We start from the raw sequence: 21,811 nt of genomic DNA on the forward strand, positions 1-21,811 counted from the left end.
CTACGTCGGCTTCACGCATCGGCGATGCTTTGTGAAGCGGGTCGGCTGCATCCTGAGCCGAGCGTGAGTCAGTCGGCAGATCGCGGGTCGGCGGCCGTCGGATTTAGAGCCTGTGCCGAATCGCCCAGAGATCCGGAAAAACAGGCTGAAACAATGATCGCTTAAGGAATTCAACTCCGAGTGACCCGCCGGTGCCTTGCTTGTTCCCGATTGTGCGTTCGACCACTTTGACGTGTCGATATCGCCATTCCTGCTGGCCTTCATCGAAGTCGGTCATGAGTTCGAATAGAATCACGACCGCGCTACGGTCACCTGATTTGTATAGCCCAAGGATCGCTTCCTGAACCTCCGGGCTGGGTTGGGTCGAAGCCTCGATCGGCTTTGATCGCAGCGCCGGCGGAATCTCGACGCCTTGGTGCGCCAGAAAGTCATAGAAGTGATCGACGACGCTGCGAGAATGCAGCCGTTTCTCGACGCGCGCGAGGCCCTGAGGCTCTCCCGCGCACGGTTTCAACATCTCCGGTCGCTTGTTCCCCAGGATAAATTCAAACTCTCGAAACTGCGCGGATTGAAAGCCTGACGAGGTTTCGAGGCGGTCGCGAAAGCTGGCAAACGACATCGGCGTCATCGTTTCGAGGATATCGAGCTGCCCGACGAGCGTCTTCAGGATTGTTCGGAGGCGCTTCCACGTATGGATGGCCCCGAACAGGTCGTTCCGGGTGAAGTCGCCACAGACTTTGTCCAGTTCATGCAGCATGAGTCGAAACCAGAGCTCGTAGGTCTGATGGATCACGATGAAGAGCATCTCATCATGCTCCGGCGGAAAAGACTTCGGCTCCTGAAGGCTCAGGAGTTCCTCGATTTTCAGGTAACTGCCGTAGGTCAGCGCCATGAGCGATGTACTCCAATCTTTTACGCGACATCCGTCGGCCGGATCTGAATCAGGCCGCGAGATCGGCGTGCATTCCGTTGAGGCGGTCGAATAGCGTCTGTCCGCGCAGCCATGCTTTACCTGACGAAATAGCTCAGCGCCAGGATCAGCAAAATGACGATTGATACGCCGACAATGAGCAGCTGCATTATCAATGCGATGGCAAGCTCCTGTCGCCTTGCCTGGTCGACGGCGTCTGCGTAGCCGACGCGCGTGAAGCTGACCAGTTCGTATAGCGGGGTGTACGACTTCGGAAACCAGCGGTGCAGCCGCTTTTCCCATTGCTTCTTTCTCAGAAAGGCGGGGTCGCCGACCTTGTCGCGCATTTCGATGAAGTTCTGCAGCGCGAGATCAGCGATGGCGTCGGCGTGTCGCTTGCGATCGTGGTTAAAGGCGCGAAAAGCCGATTCGTAGTCGCCGTCGGCACTTCTGATTCGCTCGATGAGCGCCGTGCAGTCCTCAAATGCGCAGTTCATCCCCTGCCCGAAAAAGGGAACGATGGCATGTGCCGCGTCGCCCAGCATGACCACGCGATCCTTGTAATACCACGGGGCGCAGCGCACCGTGACAAGCGTACTGGTTGGATTTTCGAAAAAGTCGGTCGCAAGGGTGGGCATCAATGGCACGGCGTCGCGAAAGTGCTCGTTGAAGTAGGCCACGACGTCGGTGCCATTGCGCAGGTTATTAAAGCCATTCGCGCCATCGAACGGCCAGAAGCATGTCACCGTGAAGGAACCGTCGGCATTGGGCAACGCGATCATCATATAGCTTCGCCGTGGCCAGATGTGCAGTGCGTTCTTCTCAATGCGCCAACCGCCGCCGTCGGCCGGTGGAATGTGCAGTTCCTTGTATCCGTGCTCGAGATAATTCTGGCTGTAGTCGAACCGATCAAGGCGCTGCATGCGCGCTCGGACCGGACTGAACGCGCCGTCAGCGCCGATGACGATATCTCCCGATGCCTTGACGATTTGGCCGCCGGATCGTTCGTAGGTGGTCTCCCCGGTGTCGATGTCAACGTCAAGGCACTTGTGATCGAAATGAAGTTTGACGCCGGCATATCGCTCGGCGGCATCGAGCAGAATGCAATTGAGTCCGCCGCGGGAGACGCTATTGATGGCCTCGCCGCGGGTGCCGTAAGGCTGGAACACGGTCGAGCCGTCGATGGCGTGAATCATGCGGCCGGGCATGGGGACGGCCTGTTTCATGACCGAGTCGAGGACGCCGATTTCGCCCAGCGCGTGCATTCCTCGAACGGAAAGGGCCAGATTGATCGAGCGACCACCGATTACGCCGGCTTTTCGCTGATCGGGCCGTTTTTCATAGACATGGACTTCGAAGCCCGCAGCGCCGAGGTAGTTTGCGAGCACGCCGCCCGCAAGTCCGCCGCCGACGATCGTGAAACGAGGTTGATGCGTGCGTGTCATGTTGGACGTATTCAACGGAATGCGGAGCGAGACGGCAAGGGCGCCTGTTCTTGAAATGTTCGACCGGCTGGCGGCGGACTAGACCGACGCGAAGTGCGGAATTTCCCGATCCATATTCTCGGTGAGAGCAGAATCTGCCGATTTTCCGGTCGCTGTCACGGCGATCTCAGTGCGCCGAGTCAGCAAGGATACGAGCGAGGCGCCAGATATCGTGAAACGAGTTGTAGAGCGGCACCGGCGCTACTCGAATTACGTTGGGCTCCCGGAAATCGCCGATGACGTGCGCGGCCTTCAAGCGGGCGAAGAGCGTTTTTTGATTGTCCCTTGCGAGAATGGATAGTTGGCAGCCTCGCTCCGATGGTTCGCGCGGAGTGATGATCTCGTAGGGCTTTCCGGCGATTCCGTCGATCAAGAACTCGAGATACGCCGTCAGTTTCAGCGATTTCTGACGCAAGGCGTTCATCCCGACTTTGTCAAAAGTCCGCATCGAGGCGAGCACGGGAGTCATGGCCAGGATCGGCGGATTCGAAAGCTGCCAGCCCTCTGCGCCTTCGCGCGGAATGAAGTCCGGCTGAAGATGCATCCTGAATCGCGTGGAGGGATCGTTGCCCCACCAGCCGGCGAATCGCGGAAGCGACGCATCACGGCCGTGGCGTTCATGAACGAATGCTCCGGCGACGGCACCGGGGCCGCCATTGAGATACTTGTAATTGCACCAAGCGGCGAAGTCGACGTCCCAATCGTGCAATGCCAATGGCACATTTCCCGCGGCATGGGCAAGGTCCCAACCGACGACGCAGCCCCGAGCACGCGCAAAGGCCGTGATTCGCTTGATGTCGTAGAACTGGCCGGTGAAGTAGTTGACACCGGCAAAGAGGACAAGGGCGATCTCGGAGCCGTGGCGTTCGATCAGACTCTCAACGTCATGCGTCAGGAGTGTGTGCCGGTCACCGCTCGGCCGGGCGACAATGAGATTCTCGTCAGGGTCGTATCCCCGGAAGGTCAGCTGTGACTTGACTGCGTAGATGTCGGATGGAAATGCGGGCCAGTCGATGAGAATCTTGCATCGTCGGCCATGCGGACGATAGAAGCTCACCATGAGCAGGTGCAGGTTGACTGTCAGGCTGTTCATGATGACGACTTCGCCGGGGTGCGCTCCGACGAGTCTCGCGCCCAATTCGCGAAACTGCTCGTGATAGGGGTACCACGGTCGGCGGCCGTCGAAGTGGCCTTCGACGCCGAGGGCCGCCCAGTCGTCCAATTCTTCCATGAGGAGTTGTCGAGCGGATCGGGGTTGCAGGCCGAGCGAGTTCCCGCAGAAATAGAGATGGGTGTTGCCGTCAGGTGCGATCGGCATGTGAAAATGATCGCGCCATTCACGCAACGGATCGGCCGCGTCGAGGCGCAGGGCGGTGGATTCTGCTGAATCCCATGATTGCGGGGCATCGGAGTAAACAGACATGGCGGAAGTGTAGCCGTAGAAGTCGTGTTGTTTCAAACAGGCAATGTTGTCGTGACGGTCTTTAGGGCGTTTTTGGCGGGCCGTCAGCCGAATTGAAGACCGAGAAACTCCGCGGCAGTGCCCCAGAGCATTCGCTCCCGCTCGTACGCGGTGAGGTCGGTCATGGAGTCAATCAAACTGCCGGGCCGCGATTCGCCAAGGGGGAACGGATAATCGCTACCCAGGGCGAGACGGTTTGCTCCGAAGCGTTTCATAACGAAGCGAAGCGTATCGGCGTCATGCACCAGTGTGTCCATGTAGAATCGGCCGACGTAGTCGATCGGAGGAACCGGGTTGTCCACCGCACACAAGTCGGGACGCACCTCGAAGCCGTGCTGAATTCGTCCCAGCGTGAAGGGAAAACTGCCACCGCAATGGGCAAAGCACACCTTTAGACCCGGCAAGCGCTCAAACACGCCACCAAAAATCATGCAGCAGACGGCCATCGAAGTCGTCGCAGGCATTCCGACGAGCCACGGTAGCCAGTATTTCGGCATGCGTTCTTTCCCGATGACCTCCCAGGGATGCACGAAGACAGCGGCCCCGAGTTCCTGTGCGGCCTCGAAGATCGGGAAGAATTCAGGGTCGTCAAGATTCCTATCGTTGATGTTGCTCCCGATTTCAACGCCGCGGAGTGCCAGGTCATTGACACATCGCTCCAGTTCCTTGACTGCAAGATCGGCGTCCTGCATCGGAATGGTGCCCAGCCCGGCGAATCGCGTCGGGTGGTCGCGAACGACGCCGGCGATGTGATCGTTAAGCAGCATGGAAAGGTCCAGCCCGTGCTGCGGCTCGGCCCAGTAGCTGAACATGACAGGCACGGTAGAGAGCACCTGCAACTGGATGCCGACGCCATCGCAATCCGCGATGCGGGTTTTCGGATCCCAGCAGTTGGCCTCGATCTCACGGAAGAACGCGCCGTCGATGTGCATCCGGGCTCGACAAGGGGCGTAATGATCCAGTTGTACAAAGCCGCCGTAGCCGTACTTCTCGCGGAGATTCGGCCAGTTCTCCGGTAATATGTGGGTATGCAGGTCGATCCGCATGGAGCCATCGTAGACGGAATGACGTGATTTCCAAAGCGCCTACGTGTCGTGTCCGACTGCAACTCGGGGCAATCTCGACAAACCCGGTCGATTGCATGAAACTGCGGGTTGTCCGCGTGGACAGGCCGCCGATCCGTTTGAATGAGAAAGGGACCCGCCGATGAGCTATGTTGATGGATTTGTACTGCCGCTCCCGACGAAGAATGTCGCTGAGTATCGCGCCCTTGCCAGGAAGGCTGCCAAGCTATGGAAAGAGCATGGCGCTCTGGAGTATTACGAATGTCTCGGGGACGATCTGAACATCAAGGGCGGACCATTGCCGTTTCCGAAAATGGTCAAGACGAAGTCGAATGAAACGGTGGTGCTGGCGATGATCCACTACAAATCCAGGGCTCATCGGGACAAGGTCAACGCCAGCGTCATGAACGATCCACGAATTCACAAGATGATGGCTGGTAAGAAGATGCCGTTTGACTGCAAGAAGATGGCTTATGGCGGATTCAAGGTGATTGTGAAAGGTTGATTTTCCTTGCCGGAATTCAGTGGACGTCCCACATGTTGCCGTCCGGGTCATGGTAGGTGTCCTCGAAACGCATGACCTCGGCGTGGCCATCGCAGAACAGGTAGGGCTGACCAGCGCCATATCGCGGCCGGTTGTTCTGAAAAAGAGGTGATCGCCCGTCGATCTGCTGGGCCCAGTCGCCGCACGCCGGATCAGCGGGAAAATCTTCACAGGGCGGTCGGGCGCGGCCGGTCGCCCAGTGATAGGGATCATCGGGGTCGTCGGTCGGACTCCACGGATCGAGGCACATGTCGAAATATTCGCTGGACCAGAATGCGTGCTCAGGGTTGTCGATCGGCAGGGGGTTGGGTACTTCGGTCCCGACGATCCGGGCCCAATTCTTTTCTCTCAATGTCGCATAGACCGTCGCTGAGGTCGATTTGATTTCACTCTGCTGGCGAGGAACGCCGGTGATCAGGCCGTTGTCCGAGAAGGAGCCCCACATGGCAGGTTGTGCGGCATCCGGGTCGGCGGGATCGTACCAGACGCTTGAGACGCCACCTCGTGCCATTCCGGAGGCGTCCACGCCGCCTCGGTCAACCTGGATGTAGCGGTTTAGTGCGGCCTGATAATTTTCAATCGACCACCAACTGATCGTTGTTGGCGAGCCGTTCGAATCCGTCTCCATTGTCATCGGATACCGATCGTCATTGTCACCGAGATACATGGTGACTGCGGTGCCGATCTGCCTGAGATTGGCCAGGCACTTGGTGCGCATGCCCATTTGTCTCGCATTCGACAGGGCAGGAAGGAGAATTCCGATGAGAATGGCGATGATTCCGACGACGACCAGCAACTCGATAAGACTAAACGCGTGACGGCGAATGAGACATGGCATCAACATGCTCGAAATTCTCCTATACTAATAAGAAGCAATCTAGATAACTCATAAAGTATCAACCAATAAAATGACCATAAGCTAACTAAAGTGGCGGAGTTGTCAAACACCGGTTTGGCATGGAGCGGGGGGAGTTTCGCCGGGGACTCGGCGTTGTTTCAGGATCAAGTCGGGGGTTGGGGGAAAGGGGGAAGCGCATTCACCGTGATTTGCCTGGATTCACACATGGGCGCGGCGGAGTACAATGCCGCAGTTAAGGGGCGCCGGATAACGCCGCGTCGCCCGCCGATTCGTGGAGACAGCATTGACCACCAAGATCGAAATCGCGAGGAACTGGCTGCCGCGCTACACCGGCATGTCCATCGACCAGTTTGGCGACTACGTTTTGCTCACGAATTTCAGCCATTATGTCGAGAAATTTGCGGAGCAGTTTTCCTGCGACTTGCAGGGAGAAGGCCGGCCGATGCAGGCGGCGACAAATGCCGACGGGTTGACCATCGTCAATTTCGGAATCGGTTCACCGAATGCCGCGATCATCATGGACTTGCTCACGGCTCGCGGTCCGCGCGGCGTGCTGTTTCTCGGCAAGTGCGGCGGATTGAAAAATACAACGGAAATTGGGCATTTCATCCTGCCAATTGCGGCGATTCGAGGCGAGGGCACGAGCGACGATTACTTCCCGCCCGAGGTTCCCGCGCTGCCTTCATTCAAGCTGCACAAGTTTGTTTCCGAAAAAATCGTTCAGCGCGGTCTGGATTATCGAACGGGCGTTGTCTACACGACAAATCGGCGCGTCTGGGAACATGACGAAGACTTCAAGCGACGTTTGCAGGGCATGACGGCGATCGCGATCGACATGGAGACCGCCACGATCTTCATCGTCGGTCACAAGAATGAAATCTCACGCGGCGCGCTGCTTCTGGTGTCCGATGTGCCGATTACGCCAGACGGAATCAAAACCGAGGAAAGCGACGCCCGAGTTACCCGGATGTGGTCGGAGATGCATCTTCAGATCGGTGTCGACGCAATGACCCAACTCGGCATTCACGGCGAGCCGATCAAGCACTTCAAATACTGACGACTAGTAGAGCGGATTGATCACCATCCCCGTCGCCAGCTTCGGGAAGAAGTAGGTCGACTTCTGCGGCATGAGTTCGCCGGCCAGGCAGATCTCGCGCAACTGGCTCATCGTAGTGGCGGGCATCAGGCAGGCGATGCCGCCGTCGTTGCGCGCGTCGCGGACGGCCTCCTCCATTGTCTTGTGATAGTGGATTTCGAGTGGCTTTCCGTTGTTGAGCTTCGGTTGCAGCAGGCGATCAAAGATGTATCGATGCAGAATCGTATACGCGAGCTTGCGCCATTCCGGGTGATGCGATGGCTCGGACTCGGCAAGCAGATCTGCCTGCTTCGGCGAGATGATCACACAGGCGTCATCCTTGGAAATGTAGATCGCCATCGAGGACATGCCATGCGACGACATCGCGGTCGCCAGATCATCGGCGGACTTCGGCATGGGGCATGGCGTCCAATGAAAGGCTTCGCTCAGCAGCGATTGCAGGTCATTGGCCGTGACGTGGCCCATGTGTGACACGGTGCGGAAATAGGGCTGGATCGATGCGCCCGGATCCTCCATTCCGCCGAGCACCGCGAGCACATAGTTGACCGGATCGTTATCAGCGAGGCCGCCCATCTGATCGAGCATGTTCTGACGGTACATCAGTGCCGTGCCGTAGCGGTGGTGGCCGTCGGCGATGAAGATCGGTTTGTCGGCAATCCGAACCTGGATCGCCTTGATCGTGGGCGCGTCATCAATGACCCAGAGCTGATTGGCGACATGATCCATTTGCCCAAACTGATCGGGCGCGCGATGAATAGCTTCGTCGATCAGTCCGCTGATTTCATTGTCCGCATCGGGATAGAGTCCAAAGATCGGACTCAGGTTGCATCGCGTTGCAACAGTGAGCTTCAGGCGATCTTCCTTGGGGCCGCCGAAGGTTTGCTCGTGCGCAAAGACGCTGCCCTTGCCGAATTCCTCAAGGTGCAGTCTTGCGAAGAACTTCTTTCGGGTCAGTGTGCGACCGCCGAGTTTGTAAGTCTGGTGGTAGGCATACAACGCGGGCTTCGGATCGTGTCGAAGCGTCCGAATATCGAGCCATCGAGTCAGATCGCCCGCCGCCTGGGCATAGACCTGATCGGGTCCGGCGTTCTTCGGTGGAACGTAGGGCAGATCAATGGCGACGATATTGTGGTCGTCCTTGCCAAGCAGCGTGGATTTGTCCTTCTCAGACAGGATGTCGTAAGGCGGCGCAATCAGCTCGCTGACGTCTTGTAAGGTGTATCGAATTCCTCGAAACGGCTCGATGTGTGCCATCTTGACACCCCGGATCTCGACGGTCGGGTCGATTTGACCCCTGTCGTGATCGCTTTTTTTGTTTTGCCGGCGCCGATGCGTGCGGCGATGGATCGCTATGTTGGCCTCGGCAGGGGCTGCTGTCCAGTGAGGCTGCTTCAAACGCCGATGAGGATTGACTTTACGGCGAAAGGTGCCGATAATTTCATAAAAGAAATGGATTGAAAGAAGTCGATCGGTCGTGCTAGACTAGATTGAGAGACGTTGTGGCCCGGACAAGGGCCGCCCACCGCCTTCTGGCAGCCCGACATCGCACGGTCGGCCGCGGAGGGCATTCGCCTGCTGAAGTTTGTGTACTCTCCCGGGAGGATGCAGGACGCCGATGAGATCGTTTTGTTGCCAGTCAGTTGCACGTCTGCGGCACCAGTTGGGTCTGTCGCCATGGCGTCATCGTCTGCATCACATCGAAGGTATCATCCGTGCGATCTCCCTCGTCGATTCAAAGAAGGACTATCCCTATTCTTTCGTGGAATATCTGGTCACTGGGTTCCGCTCGCGCGGTGACGCGGACGAGACGGTCTATGGCGGCAAGAGTCTGATCGAGGATCTCGTCGAGATGGCCGATGATCTGACGCGAGCCCACCCATTGCCGCTTGAGGCGGCGGGACGTGGCGCGTGCGATGCAGAGGCTTTGGCGGCGCGGTTCAAGGTGTCCACGAAGACGATCTCGCGGTGGCGCTCACGCGGTCTGGTCTCGATCTGGTTCGATCTGGGGCAGGGCCGAACCAAGCCGATCTTCACAACGCGCGCGGTTCAGGTCTTCATTTCGAGAAATCTCGATCTGGTTCGGCGAGGTTCGTCGTTCCGGTTGATGGACGAAGGTGAGCGACAGCGGATTGTGCGACGGGCGCGGGAGTTGACCGCGGACGGCTTGGCGTCTCTGCATGCCGTTACGGTTCGACTTGCCGAGGAAACCGGACGAGCGGTCGAGACGATTCGCTACACGCTGCGCCGGTTCGACTTCGAGAATCCGTCGGTTGCGTTGTTCGATCGCAATGAATCCGCGGCCCGTCAACCGCTTGAGAAAGTCGTGCATGATTCGCATTCGGCAGGCGATTCGATTCGCGATCTGGCGTTGCGATTCGGCAAAACCGAGCGAGAGATTCGGTCGCTGATTCATCGCTCGCGGATATCGCAGTATGCGGCTTCGCCAATCGAGTATATTTACTGCGACGAGTTTGATTCGCCGGACGCGGAGTCGGCGATGCTCCTGGATGGCGTGGCCGAGATCGATGACGAGCCAGTCGAAGATCCGGCGATCACGCGCATTCCGTCACAGCTTCCGTCCTATTTGCAGGAACTCTACCGCACGCCGCTGCTATCGGCCGCACGGGAACGGCGGTTGTTCCGACAAATGAACTACCTGCTCCATCGCGCCGAGATGGCTCGCCGGGAGATCGCGGCGGATCCGGCGAACGCGTCCGCCGCAAATGCGGATTCCGTGGATCGATTCATCGAAGCGGCGACAGTCGAAAAGAACCGACTGATTCAGGCGAACTTGCGATTGGTGGTGAGCATCGCGAAGCGGCACGCAGCCGGATGGACTGCGTCCGATCTGTTCGAACTGATCAGTGACGGGAATATGGCACTGATTCGCGCCGTGGAGAAATTCGACTACTCGCGAGGCTTCCGCTTCAGCACCTATGCAACATGGGCCATAACAAGGGCGTTCGCGCGAAGCGTTCCAGATGAGCGCACTCGCTCCACCCGATTCCGCACAGGTTTCGAAGAGGTGCTCGCCTCCGCGGATGACCCTCGGTCGATTCCTTTTCCCTCGGAGTCCGACGCCGAGCAGCTCAGAACGCGCGTCGCCGGCTGTCTGGCTCGGTTGGAACCGCGCGAGCGGGCAATCGTTGAACAGCATTTCGGCATCTCCGGTCAGGGCGGCGGAAGAACGCTCGATGAAATCGGCCGGGAATTCGGCCTGAGCAAGGAGCGCGTCAGGCAGATCGAAGTGAGGGCCCTTCGCAAGCTGAAGGCCTCGCTCAGTGAGTCGTCGGTCGAAGTGCTTGCCGGCTGATCGTATGGTCGCACAACTTTCCTTCCGATCGAAGCCCTCCGGGGTTCCAATTTCCAGCGATTGTTTGCAGACTGCGACGAGATGCACCTCGGCGCGACGGTTGTCGCCTTGGATATAATCCGCGCGGAGTTCATTGTTTTCTTCGCGTCGATCGCCACAAAAGGAACTTGCCGATGATCTGCTCGGTCGCCATTGCATTCATTTCAGTCGCGTCGGTCGGTCTGTCGCAGGAGTCGGCGCAATTGTCACAGGACGAGATCGCGTGGCTGAACGATTTTCTCGGCCCGGAGGCTTCGACTGAGGATGGTCGCCGCGTCAATGCCTCGGCGGAGTATTGGACTGGCATCGTTGGGGTGGCCTTCGATCGGGATATTGATCTGAACATCCCGGAAACTCCGATTGATCTGAATCTGGACAGACATCCGGACCTGGTGTTTGCAGACCGTTGGCAATTGAAGGGGGGGCTGCTCGCCAATCCCGAGGTGGCGGGATTCGTGCCGACGCCGAACGATCCCAGGGGTAAGGCCGGGTTGTTCAGCATCAGCACGGGTTTTCTCGGTGTTCGCGAGGAAATGGACAGGCGGACACGCAAGGGCACCGGCCGTTACGGCTTCAATTGCTGGTATTGTCATGCGACAGTCGATGACGATGGCACGATCCTCTACGGCACGCCGAATACGAACATCTATCTCGGTCTTATTTTTGCCTCGTCCCTTGCCATGAACGAGTCGCATTTGATTCGTCGGCCCGGATCGAGCAAGCCGATCAGCGAAGCGGAGCTTATCGCCGCGGAGGGTCTCACCGGAGAATTCAAGTTCGACACGAATGGCGACGGCGCGGTGAGCATTGATGAATGGCACCGAACAATGAAGCTGCCGCCTGCCCGGGTGACTCAGGCTCTCATGCTACTCGCGGGACCAGGGCGTCTTGATCAGAGCGTTGACGCGCGAATGGATGGATTCGTCCCGCTGGCGAATCTTCAGCACTACTGGCGTGATAAATGGGGCGAATCGAAATACCTCGCGAATGCAAAGAGCCCGAAGTACACGGTGTTCAATCCTGTCAGCATCCCGTCGAGCCTTAGTGGATTGGGCGTGTCGCATTATTCATGGATGGGCAAGGACTCTTCCTTCAAGGCTGATCCCGTCGCCGAAATCACATCCCGAATGCATGTATCCGCGGACAAGCTGGCCCGGCTGGTCGGCCTGTCATTCGAAGACCACGTGGACTACGAGATTCTGTCGCGCGCGCTGACGCTGGATTTTCGCAACGTCGGAACATTCGGCCGCGAGTCGGACTCGAACGCGGGAAATCACTGGCCGGAATTCGCCATGCAGACGCCAAGCAAGGACGCCTTATCGCGGATTCCGAAAATGTATGGGGCGGATCGCATCCGTTCGTTGCTGACGCGGCATAACTGGCCCGCACACGGCGACACAAGTGATCCATTGATTGCCGAAGGGCTTCGCATTTTCACTGATCGCGAGACCGGACGAATTCTCAATCAGCGCATCGTCTTCGGTCGGGAGGCGCGGGTACCGGCTGATGCACGCACGAGGACAGCCGTGGTTCCTCTTGATCGATCCAGGCCGATGACTGATCTGATCGGCGTGCGCTGCGCGACCTGCCACAATCATTCCCCCGGGACGCTTGCACGGCCGATGCCCAAGCCGATCGATGCAATGTTGCGTTGTGACAATTGCCATTTCGATCATCCCGACGAAGACGAACCCGACTCGTTCATCCCGCTTGCGCGGCATATGAAACTTCGGTCCATTCAGACGTTTGACGGCTGCCTGAGCTGCCATGAAACGCATCCCGAGTTTGGGCCGCAGGTATTCAGCAATTCGTGGCTCCTGCCGTTTGATGCGGACGGTGACGGGATCACCCATGGCGACGAAGCGGAGGACCTTCGCGCGGGCGGCATCGGCACTGACGCCCATCTGAATCTTGACTCGATTTTCGCGCAGCAACTCCTGCCGCCGGATCGGCGTCGGCATCAGGAGACCTACGTCGTATCGCCGAATGCCCGAAAAGTGCCCTCGAAATTGGAGTATTCGAGAGTGGGATTCGGATTCGTGCGAGTGGCTCCACTGCTCACGCTCCGGCGCACAGCGCCTTACCTTCATAACGGTTCGGTGCCGACGCTCGACGATTTGCTGCGTCCATCCGGCGAACGAACAAAGCGCTTTCCCGCGGGATTGCCCGCACAGCGATTCACGTTTGACACATTACTTCCGGGGAATGGCAACATGGGACACGAGTTTGGCACTAATCTGGCGGCCGATGAAAGAAGGGCGCTGATTCGTTTCCTCGAATCGCTTCCGTGAAGTGCATTGAAGAATGAGCGGGCAGCGACAGGATTCACCGGCCGGGGGAGTGGCGCTCATCGTCCGGGTGGTTCGTCGTCATCGTCCTTGTCCTCACCCGTGAAGCCGCTGTCATCGTCTTCAGGCTTCTCATCGAATCCATCTTCGAACTCGATTGGGTCTTCGGCGTCATGGCGTGTTTCGAATTCTTCGAAGACGTTTTCGTCGATGGGCGGCGTCTTGTGCATCGCCCATAGGTCTTCCGATGGTGTCGGTGGGGCGGCTTCGGATCGCAGAAGCGTGCGGAAGCGCCGCGAGAAAACGATGATTGCGGTCGCACCGGCAAAAAAAGTCACAAGGATCAGAAACCCCCAGCCCATCGTAAACCACCAGTGTTGCACGCGGCGGTCGTCTTGAAATCGACGACCGTCGTCATGGGCCACGTGGTCGCATGGCTGCGATTCGCCGCGCCCGGCCACGCCTTGACTGGCCGTCGTACCGGTTGGCAGCCGATTTGTTTCATCGCCTCTGGCGTGCGCACTGACAGCGAGCAGCGCGGCAAGCATCGCCGCCACGGCGGGCGCTCCGCGTTGTGCGATCGGTTTGAGCAAGCTGTCACCAAATTCCGTCGCGCGGTCTGGTCTGATCTTCCCTGGAGAACTCTTCCATGATCCGGCGTTGTTCCGCGGTCAGCGATCGTGGCGGAACAATTTTCACGACGGCATATAGGTCACCCCGGTCGTTTCGCGACGAGTGCGCGACGCCCATGCCGGCAAGACGCAGCTTCGCCCCGCTGGGCGTACCCGGAGGAATCGTCACGGTACTGCGGCCATCAATTGTGGGAACATCCACCTTAGCCCCCAGCACCGCTTCGGCGACCGTGACCGGCACAGTGACATAGATGTCGTCGCCATCGCGATGAAAAAAGGGATGCGTCTGGATGTGCACGACGACATACAAATCGCCGGGAGGACGGCGGCCGCGCCCGGATGCGCCTTTGCCGCGAACGCGAACTTTCTGCCCGTCCCGGACCCCCGGAGGAATTGTCACGCGAATGCGCTGTCGCGTGCCATCAGAAGATGGCTGATCCAATTCGATGGTCGTTCCCCGAACAGCTCGATCGAAGGTGAGCGACACGGGAAACTCAATGTCTCGCGAAGAATCGTGCACAGGGCCGCGAGAACGTCGCCTGGCGTCCTGGCCGACAAAATCAAACGGTGAAGCACCTTGCACGCCACGAGATCGTTCGCCGAAGATCGACTCAAAATCGAACATGTCGGCCAGATCTTCGATGTTGATGCTCTGCCCCGGTCCACCGCCGGTCCATGTGTACCTTACACCGCCTGGAGTGCCCTGGGCACCGCCCGGCGAAGATTCGACATGACCGAACTGGTCGTATTGGGCGCGCTTTCCGCGATCCGACAGAACCGAATATGCTTCCTGCACTTCCTTGAATCGGGATTCAGCGTTCTTATCGTTCCGGTTCTGATCGGGATGAAACTGCTTCGCCAGTCGCCGATAGGCTTTCTTGATGTCGTCGTCCGAGGCGCCGCGCGCGACGCCGAGCACTTCGTAATAATCACGTTTGCCCATTCGAGGGGACTCATTCCTCAATCACTTTACGGCCAATCGCTTGATCCAACCGGATTATATGAACCGAAGCGCGCTACTGCAATTCTGCATGCAGTGATAGAATCTGGCGGGTGAGTCTCGTGATGCGCGTCGCTTGTGCACAGCTCGAAGCCGTCGGCATGGACGCGGCATCCGGTGTATGGCCGCGTGTCGAGTCCATGGCTGAGCGCGCGAAAGCCGCGAACGCCGATCTGCTTGTGTATCCCGAAGTCGTCTATCCTTCATACTGGCTGGAATCCGCTGATCGATATCGTCATGCCGATATTGAGCGAACCCCCGCGGTAATCGCGCGGTTTTCGAGACAAGCCGCTGCCCATCGAATCTGGATCGTTGCGGGGATCGTCGAGGAGGACGGGGAGCGCCTCTTTAACACCGCAGCCGTCTTCGATCGGACCGGGCGACTTGTTCAGTTGGTTCGAAAACAATTCATGTGGGATTGTGATCGCAGATGGTTCTCGGCGGGTGAAGAATCGGTCGTGATAAACACCGAACTCGGACGAATGGGCGTACAGATCTGCGCCGACCTGCGAATGCCGGAAATCACTGCAACGCTGGCTGCACGGGGCGCAGAATTCGTGGTCCAGCCGACGGCATGGGTCAACGCGAGCGCGAACGAAGGCTCTTACGCTAATATTCAGCCGGATTTCCTGCTCGCTGCTCGAGCGATTGAATTCGGCTTGCCGTTCATCAGTTGCAGCAAGAGCGGGCATGAAGCGTCGGGCATGTCTTACGTAGGTCAAAGCCGTATCGTCGACGCCGACGGCATGACTAAATCCACGGCGGGCATTCATCGGGACGAACTTGTGGTTGCGGAATTGCAGCCGAAGTCACCGCGACCACAGGCGATTTCCCAGCAGTTACGATCTCGCCTTCTGGATCGTCAGTCGCCATTCGGCAATGTGCCGACGGATCGCGTGGCGGAGATCGAATGCCGGCGTGGAACAAGCGAGGTGGTCGCTTCGCTGGCAATGCAGCATGCGCGTGTCGTCGTGATGCCCTGCGGCGCACTGCAATGTTTCGCTGCAGCGCGCTGCGCCGCATTGGACGGCGCTCAGGTTATCGTCGCGGACCGCGGAAAATGCGATGAGCGAATCGCTCGGGCGCGCGCGGCGGAGAACCGAGTCTTTGTGATCGCGGGAGATGATCGAGCAATCGATTTGGTTGTGGAGCCGTCGGGAGGCGTGCTAAGGCGTGCGGCTGACGAGAATCGGAAAATTCGTCTCGCGTTGGGTGAAGCCGATCGGAAGGCATTCACGCCGACCACCGACATCTGGAGTCAGCGTCGGGTCGGCAGCTACCAACTCCCCTGATCCCATCTGGTCGAGCCGTGGCTCTCGGTCGCCCCGTTCTTTGAAGCACGTAATTTCGTTGACTGGGCAAACTCTCTTAGTTATTATCGGTCCTAGGGCGATGCAGCCGATCGAATTGCGGGCGGGAATGCCGCACGAATTGGATGTTCGCTTCTCACCGTACTGTTGAACTCACCGTTTCGAACTCGGGGGCCCGGAGGGGAGAAATGACTCGGTTTGCCCTTGGGTTGATCGCCAGCGCTCTCGCGGCCGCCTATGTGATCTCTGTCCACGCAACGCCAACGGCGGCTGCTTGTCCATGTCCTGGCGACATAAATGGCAGCGGGGCGGTCAATTTGCAGGACATACCGGGCTTTGCCGCTGCGCTCATCAGCGCCGGCGGCGGTTGTGATCCTTCGGGCTGCGCCGACTTGAACGGAGACGGCGCTTGCGACGGTAAGGATGTGCATCCGTTTGTCGATGCGCTGATCGGATTCGGCGGGCCGATTCTGGTCCCGGCCGGTCGGGACTGCTGGCGGATCCCGACATGCTTGGACGGTCGCACGCTCTTTGATCTCTGTGCGCATCCGGTACCGGCGGATTTCTTTGGCCACGGATCGGATCCGTTCGACGGGCGACTTACTTTCGGCGGGGATGGCGATTTCCAAATGGAATGGCGACGTGCCGCATCGATGTCATTCTGTGGTGTGCCGTCCAACGATTCAACACCTCTTGAAATAACCGCATTGCGCTTGACATCCTGCGAGCCTGCGACGGTGACGTACAACGGCGGTCAGTCGCCTCAGCTCTGGAACGTCGAGATCGATCTGCCGCAGGAACGTATCGTCAATGTCAGTGCCGGGGGTCTGCCGATTCCGGACTGCGGCGGCGCGCAGGCCGTATCGGAATCGAGCGTGTCGCCTCCGAATTGCGGGCAGGTCTACACACTGCGTGTCGCGGTGCAGATTTCCCATCCGCGGGTCGGCGATCTTACTGTTCGATTGCGACACGTGGAAAGCAATCGAACGGTCACGCTGATGGAGCGCATCGGAGCGGGTGCGTCCCCCCCAAACTGCGGGGCCTGCACGCCGGCCGGAAACACGACTTCCAACTTGAATGTCATATTCGCGGATTCAGCCTCCGCGACGATCCAGTCGCAGACGACATCGGTGAACACGGGGCAGTCCTACCGCCCAAAGGAAGCGCTGGAGGTCGGCGCATTCCGCGGCGGGCAGACCTGCGGCACATGGCAGTTGATCGTGACGGATTGCGCCAGTGGTCTATCCGGATCGATCGGCAACTGGACACTGAACTTCGCCCCTCCGCCCGAGCCGCCGATCGGCATGCTCCATGCGTCGAAGATCTCGGACAACGGCGGCGAGTTTACGTCGTCATTTCGTATTCCGGCACGGTACACCTTCGTCAGATCGGATAATCCGGCCATTTTTCGAGTGTTCGAGCCGGCCGTCGCTGGTGTCGTGCCGGCGGAACTCAGCCCGGGCGGGTCAATGCCGTGGGTTCATGCAGTGCCCCTTCCAGGCCTCGAGATCGGCTACTGCGACCCGGGCGACGGGCACGTACGAAATTTCTATCCGGCAATGCGCGACAGCGTCGATCCCGCGCCGTGCGCGATCCAGGTCCCGATGGTTCACGCGGGAGCGGGTTGTCTGATCGTCGCCGAGGTCAGTCCCGCATCGTGCCCCGGGGCATGCTGCATCGGCAATGGAGAACTATGTCTGATCACGGAGCGGACGGTTTGCGAGAGCCAGGGCGGGGTTTTCCGTGGCGATCACACGACGTGTGACGATCTGGACAGCGACGGTATTCCGGACGCGTTTGAAGATGCCGCATTTGTGTCACCCGCATGCTGTCGCCCCGCGCTGTCAGGGTGTTTTACTCGCACCAGTCCGGTGGAGTGGAATACCGATTTTAATCCGCTCGATCCCGCGCCGGATTTGAATTGTGACGGCTGCGAGGTTTATGTCATGGGAACGAGCGCGTGTAGCGCCGATGATCCGGTGCTCGGGTCGCCAACATGTCCGGATTGCAATGGCAACGGAGTCTGTGATCCATGCGACGTGTATGCGCCTTGCGCGACAAGCCTGGATTGCAACGGCAATGGCATCCCCGATGAGTGCGATCTGAATCCGCTGGATCCGGACGGCAACGGGCTGGTCAGCCAGGACTGCAACGAGAATGGCGTGCCCGACGAATGCGATTTTGATACGGACGGCGACCTGGTGCCCGACGATTGTGACAATTGCGATCTGATTTTCAATCCCGGCCAGGAAGATATGGATGGCGATGAGATCGGCGATGCCTGCGACGAAGACGCGGACGGCGACGGGTTTGAAGGTCCGTTCGGCAATGGTCTGGACTGCGACGATTTCGACCCCTCGATCAATCCGGGAGTGGTCGAGTCGACGGCGGAGGGCAACTGTTCGGACGGCATCGACAATGATTGTGACAGCGTGGCGGACGGTGACGATCCCGATTGTGTCGGCGTCGCCACCATGATTCGCATCAACGAAATACGCATCGACGAATCGGGATCGGCCGATCCGAACGAGTACTTCGAGCTTTGCGGTCCCAGCGGGGCATCGTTGGCCGGATACACCTATCTGGTAATCGGCGATTCGACAAATGGAAACAGCGGCATCATCGAACTGGTTGTCAATCTGGATGCACTTTCGATTCCGGCGGACGGTTACCTGCTGGTCGCGAAATCCACGATGTCGCTCGTGCCCTTGGCGGGAGTGGATCTGGTCTTCCCACTGAATTTCGAGAATGGTGATAATGTCACCCACATGCTTGTGCGAGGGTTCTCGGGTGTTCTCAATCAGGACCTCGATTTGGACAACGATTGCGTGCTGGAGACGACCCCCTGGATCGAAATCGTGGATCGGGTCGCGCTGATTGAAGAGATGAACCCGCCCTCCGGAACGGAATGTCACTACGGAACGAGCCCGGTGGATACGATCGGTCCGGACGGTTTCGGTCCTCCGAGCCATGTCTATCGCTGTCCGAGCGGGACAGGCACATGGGTCATAGGCGATTTTGATATCGGATTGGGATTCGATACGCCGGGTGCCGCAAACACGACATGCCCCTGACGGGGCCGCGGATATCCCGGCAGAGCATGGCTTGGGGGGCAATATGATGGTTGCGACTATGGCGTGATGAGCAGATCGACCATGCCCTGCACGTCGCCGCCGTCGAGTTGTTGATCGTTGTTGAAATCTATCGCGCAGAGCAGCCGGGGATCGACCGAGCCTTCGAGCAGCGCGTCGACAAACGCTGCGATGTCATCGGTGTTAACGGCGAGATCGCCGTTTGCGTCACCGGGTTTCACCAGCGAGAAGATGCCGTCGCCGTCAGGGTCGAGCGCGAAGAGATCCTGATCGGGTAGCGAGCAGGGCGGCATGCCGTCATCCGTTTCATAGGTCGGTGGGAAGCTGGCCATAAGTACGGGCATCGGCGGCGCGCCATTATTATCCCATGCTTCCCAGAGTATTTCACCGCGTGTTCCGGGGGTGCCGGCGTTGGGATTCCGGTCGCGGAGAAACTCGATGTACTCGCGAGAGGCGGACTCGTAAAAGAGCCGGACCCGGACACCCGATGCGTTCGGAGGAATCGGGAAGAAAGTGTCGTCCCAATGCTGACCATCGGCGTAGGCCGCTCCAATCGGCGCAGCGTTGATACCAACGAACGCGGCATTTGAGAAACCACGGGGCGGAATGCGGTTGTCCTTGTAAACCTGGTTCGACAAGGCGACATGAAAGCTGGGACCCGCCGGGAGGTTTACGATCGGTGCGAGGTTCGAATTGGGGCCGATCTTGGCTTCGTAAACCTTGGTGGAAGCCGAGTCGAGCGTATGGGTGACCTCGTCGAACTGACCAAAAACTGCGATCGGATCGATGACCTGGTTGCAAAGATCGTAGAACTCGACATTCAACCACATGCGTCGGCCCTCGGGAAATCCCGTGGGAAGCTTGTGGCCTGTCTGGTTGATGACCCGAACTCGAAGCTGGGGTGGATCGGGCTGCGGACTGTTCACGACCGTGACATCCAGGTCAGCGGCACATTTCAGCATCTTCCGGCTTCGCAGGACCCCCTCTGCCATCGCTTCAACGGTATCAAAGCTGAGTTCGGAATCGCCTTCGGGGCCGTGCATCCTCGCGATCGCTTCCATAACCCAGGTGCTCGCGCCGTTCAGGAAGTGTCGGCCGATGTCGTTCCGCTGGATTGCGACGAAGTTGCACATGTTGCCGGTTGACTTCGGCATGTGACAGTCCATGCAGTTCTGAATGACTGTCGGGCCGTTGTCGCCTCCGAATCGGCCGAGCATGTTGACGCCGCCCGCGGCGAACTGGCTGTTTCGCCATTCGCTGTAGGTCCGCTGCTGCGGCATCATGCGGTACTTGTTGCCCGACGGCTCAGTCACGCCAGTGCCCGCAAATGAGAATTCATCATTCACCGAGTTATAGATGAAGTGGGGGGTGCTGACGTCATGGCACGACGCGCAGAGATCGGACCGCCGGTGGATGGCCGATTCGTATGCGGGCTGACCCAGAAAGGTATTGTGAAACCAGTTACAGTTCGTGGACGGCGGCATGTTCTGCCCGGGCGGTAGACTGCCGACCGGGAACGGACCGCGGATGCGATTCAGAGGATCGATCACGAATCCGCCGTTTCCGTTATGGCCAGGCTGGCCATTGAGATTGATTGATTGAATGGGCGCGTCGGATCCAAGGTCGGCCAGGATTGTCGAATCAATGCTGGGGGCGCCCGGGCTTCCGAATGGGTCGACCGAACGATGACAGATGGAACACGAGACACTGCTGCGGTCGGCAAAATCGAGGGCCGAGCCATCGGTGGGATCCGCACGACCTTCGAGCCATCCTTGCGGTGCGTGGCAACGTAGACAGGTGTCGCCGATTCCCGGGGCGTCATTTTCGGCAATGTCGAGCGCTGCGTAGAACATCGGATCACGAGCGGCATGTGCCATGAGGCTGCCTTGCCAGTCATAGTAATTGTCAGGGACACCACCATGGCACGCGCCGCATTCTTCTGGGGGAGAAATAAAATCGAGAAGGGTATTGGGTTGCGTGCCGCGAATATAGAAATTGGCTGGATTGGTCGGAAGCGGGATGGGCTCGTTGCCGGGGCCTGCAAGGGCGATGCGCGCGACCGAACATAACACCAAGGCGCAAACCGCGCTTCGGGTAGCGGACATACTTCCTCCCCTCCTACGCATTTCCAAGCTGTCTCGGAAATTTGGCGCCGCTTCGCGGTGCATTCGCGGCAACGCCACCATTGGCTTCAATGATACCGGACCCGCTGTATCAATTCAACGAGTTCCAAGTCGCGCCATAAGGCGATTCGGCGTTCTCGGGCGTGTTCTTTGATGATTTAATCAGAACTTAGCGATTGCGCCGGCGAGTCGATTACCCGGCCGTCGGTGGGGCCCGCAGAACGTCGCCCGCGGCGTTACGGGTGAAATTGGTTTTCGAGCGACGTCGGCGCATTGTGCTGCGGTCGCATCGGGCAAATCCGCGACCTTCAGTGTGGCGGAATTCGGAGTGAGTAGCGCCAAGTATTCGCTTCAGCTTGTTTCTAAAGAACACGGAAAATGTCGCTCGTCGCTTCAATCCGACTTGTTGCCTTTGAATGCGGCCTCGGTAGAATCCGTTCCGCGGCAGGCGATGGCGATTCGTTCGTGACGTGACATCGCGAATTGATGCGGACGCCACGTGGATTGAATCAGGAATTGTTTAAGATCAGGCGGTGAGCTCCGCGAGACTGAACTGGTCACGTTCTGAGTTCAGATCGGGAAGAACCGCGACAGG

General features: G+C 58.7%; 15 protein-coding genes. 6 read left to right on the forward strand and 9 right to left on the reverse strand.

Going from position 1 to position 21,811, the window contains the following annotated elements:
* Window positions 1-103: 103 nt before the first annotated feature.
* From KF841_13780 to KF841_13795, 4 genes are all read right to left on the reverse strand, one after another.
* The gene (locus KF841_13780; protein ID MBX3396428.1) at window positions 104-892 is read right to left on the reverse strand and encodes a tryptophan 2,3-dioxygenase; all 789 of its coding nucleotides are present in this window, start codon (window positions 890-892) and stop codon (window positions 104-106) included.
* A 116-nt stretch (window positions 893-1,008) separates the two neighbouring features.
* Window positions 1,009-2,355 (reverse strand): FAD-dependent monooxygenase, encoded by a 1,347-nt coding sequence (locus KF841_13785; protein MBX3396429.1) that lies wholly within the window; start codon window positions 2,353-2,355, stop codon window positions 1,009-1,011.
* 166 nt (window positions 2,356-2,521) lie between these two features.
* Entirely contained in the window at window positions 2,522-3,817 is a 1,296-nt protein-coding gene (gene kynU, locus KF841_13790) for a kynureninase (GenBank protein MBX3396430.1), read from the reverse strand.
* A gap of 83 nt (window positions 3,818-3,900) precedes the next feature.
* Window positions 3,901-4,902 carry an amidohydrolase gene (locus KF841_13795; GenBank protein ID MBX3396431.1) on the reverse strand — a complete coding sequence of 334 codons (1,002 nt, stop codon included), beginning with the start codon at window positions 4,900-4,902 and terminating at the stop codon, window positions 3,901-3,903.
* 160 nt (window positions 4,903-5,062) lie between these two features.
* Here KF841_13795 and KF841_13800 point away from each other — a divergent pair, with 160 nt between their 5' ends.
* A complete protein-coding gene (locus tag KF841_13800) occupies window positions 5,063-5,425 on the forward strand; it encodes a DUF1428 domain-containing protein (protein ID MBX3396432.1) in 363 nt (120 codons plus the stop codon).
* 16 nt (window positions 5,426-5,441) lie between these two features.
* On the opposite strand, the gene KF841_13805 is transcribed toward KF841_13800, so the two are convergent.
* Window positions 5,442-6,302 carry a prepilin-type N-terminal cleavage/methylation domain-containing protein gene (locus KF841_13805; protein ID MBX3396433.1) on the reverse strand — a complete coding sequence of 287 codons (861 nt, stop codon included), beginning with the start codon at window positions 6,300-6,302 and terminating at the stop codon, window positions 5,442-5,444.
* Between the two features lie 304 nt (window positions 6,303-6,606).
* Here KF841_13805 and KF841_13810 point away from each other — a divergent pair, with 304 nt between their 5' ends.
* On the forward strand, window positions 6,607-7,380 hold the full coding sequence (locus KF841_13810) for an AMP nucleosidase (GenBank protein ID MBX3396434.1): 774 nt from the start codon (window positions 6,607-6,609) through the stop codon (window positions 7,378-7,380).
* 3 nt (window positions 7,381-7,383) lie between these two features.
* On the opposite strand, the gene KF841_13815 is transcribed toward KF841_13810, so the two are convergent.
* Window positions 7,384-8,673, reverse strand: coding sequence for a DUF1015 domain-containing protein (locus KF841_13815; GenBank protein MBX3396435.1), 1,290 nt, complete (start codon window positions 8,671-8,673; stop codon window positions 7,384-7,386).
* 361 nt (window positions 8,674-9,034) lie between these two features.
* On the opposite strand from KF841_13815, the gene KF841_13820 reads away from it, so the two are divergent.
* A complete protein-coding gene (locus KF841_13820) occupies window positions 9,035-10,732 on the forward strand; it encodes a sigma-70 family RNA polymerase sigma factor (GenBank protein ID MBX3396436.1) in 1,698 nt (565 codons plus the stop codon).
* 173 nt (window positions 10,733-10,905) lie between these two features.
* Window positions 10,906-13,062 (forward strand): hypothetical protein, encoded by a 2,157-nt coding sequence (locus tag KF841_13825; protein ID MBX3396437.1) that lies wholly within the window; start codon window positions 10,906-10,908, stop codon window positions 13,060-13,062.
* A gap of 56 nt (window positions 13,063-13,118) precedes the next feature.
* Here the strand turns inward: KF841_13825 and KF841_13830 are convergent, their stop codons facing one another.
* On the reverse strand, window positions 13,119-13,616 hold the full coding sequence (locus tag KF841_13830) for a hypothetical protein (protein MBX3396438.1): 498 nt from the start codon (window positions 13,614-13,616) through the stop codon (window positions 13,119-13,121).
* Window positions 13,617-13,656: 40 nt separating this feature from the next.
* Window positions 13,657-14,634 (reverse strand): J domain-containing protein, encoded by a 978-nt coding sequence (locus tag KF841_13835; protein ID MBX3396439.1) that lies wholly within the window; start codon window positions 14,632-14,634, stop codon window positions 13,657-13,659.
* A gap of 122 nt (window positions 14,635-14,756) precedes the next feature.
* Between KF841_13835 and KF841_13840 the strand changes: the two genes are divergently transcribed.
* Both KF841_13840 and KF841_13845 read left to right on the forward strand, forming a co-directional pair.
* Complete coding sequence (locus KF841_13840; protein ID MBX3396440.1) at window positions 14,757-15,983, forward strand: carbon-nitrogen hydrolase family protein; 1,227 nt, start codon at window positions 14,757-14,759, stop codon at window positions 15,981-15,983.
* A 206-nt stretch (window positions 15,984-16,189) separates the two neighbouring features.
* Window positions 16,190-19,075: a proprotein convertase P-domain-containing protein gene (locus KF841_13845; GenBank protein ID MBX3396441.1), complete on the forward strand. Its 2,886-nt coding sequence runs from the start codon at window positions 16,190-16,192 to the stop codon at window positions 19,073-19,075.
* Between the two features lie 56 nt (window positions 19,076-19,131).
* On the opposite strand, the gene KF841_13850 is transcribed toward KF841_13845, so the two are convergent.
* A complete protein-coding gene (locus tag KF841_13850; GenBank protein ID MBX3396442.1) occupies window positions 19,132-21,198 on the reverse strand; it encodes a hypothetical protein in 2,067 nt (688 codons plus the stop codon).
* Window positions 21,199-21,811: the final 613 nt, after the last annotated feature.

It is taken from the genome of Phycisphaerae bacterium, assembly GCA_019636475.1.
In the GTDB taxonomy this organism is placed as follows: Bacteria; Planctomycetota; Phycisphaerae; order UBA1845; family UTPLA1; genus JADJRI01.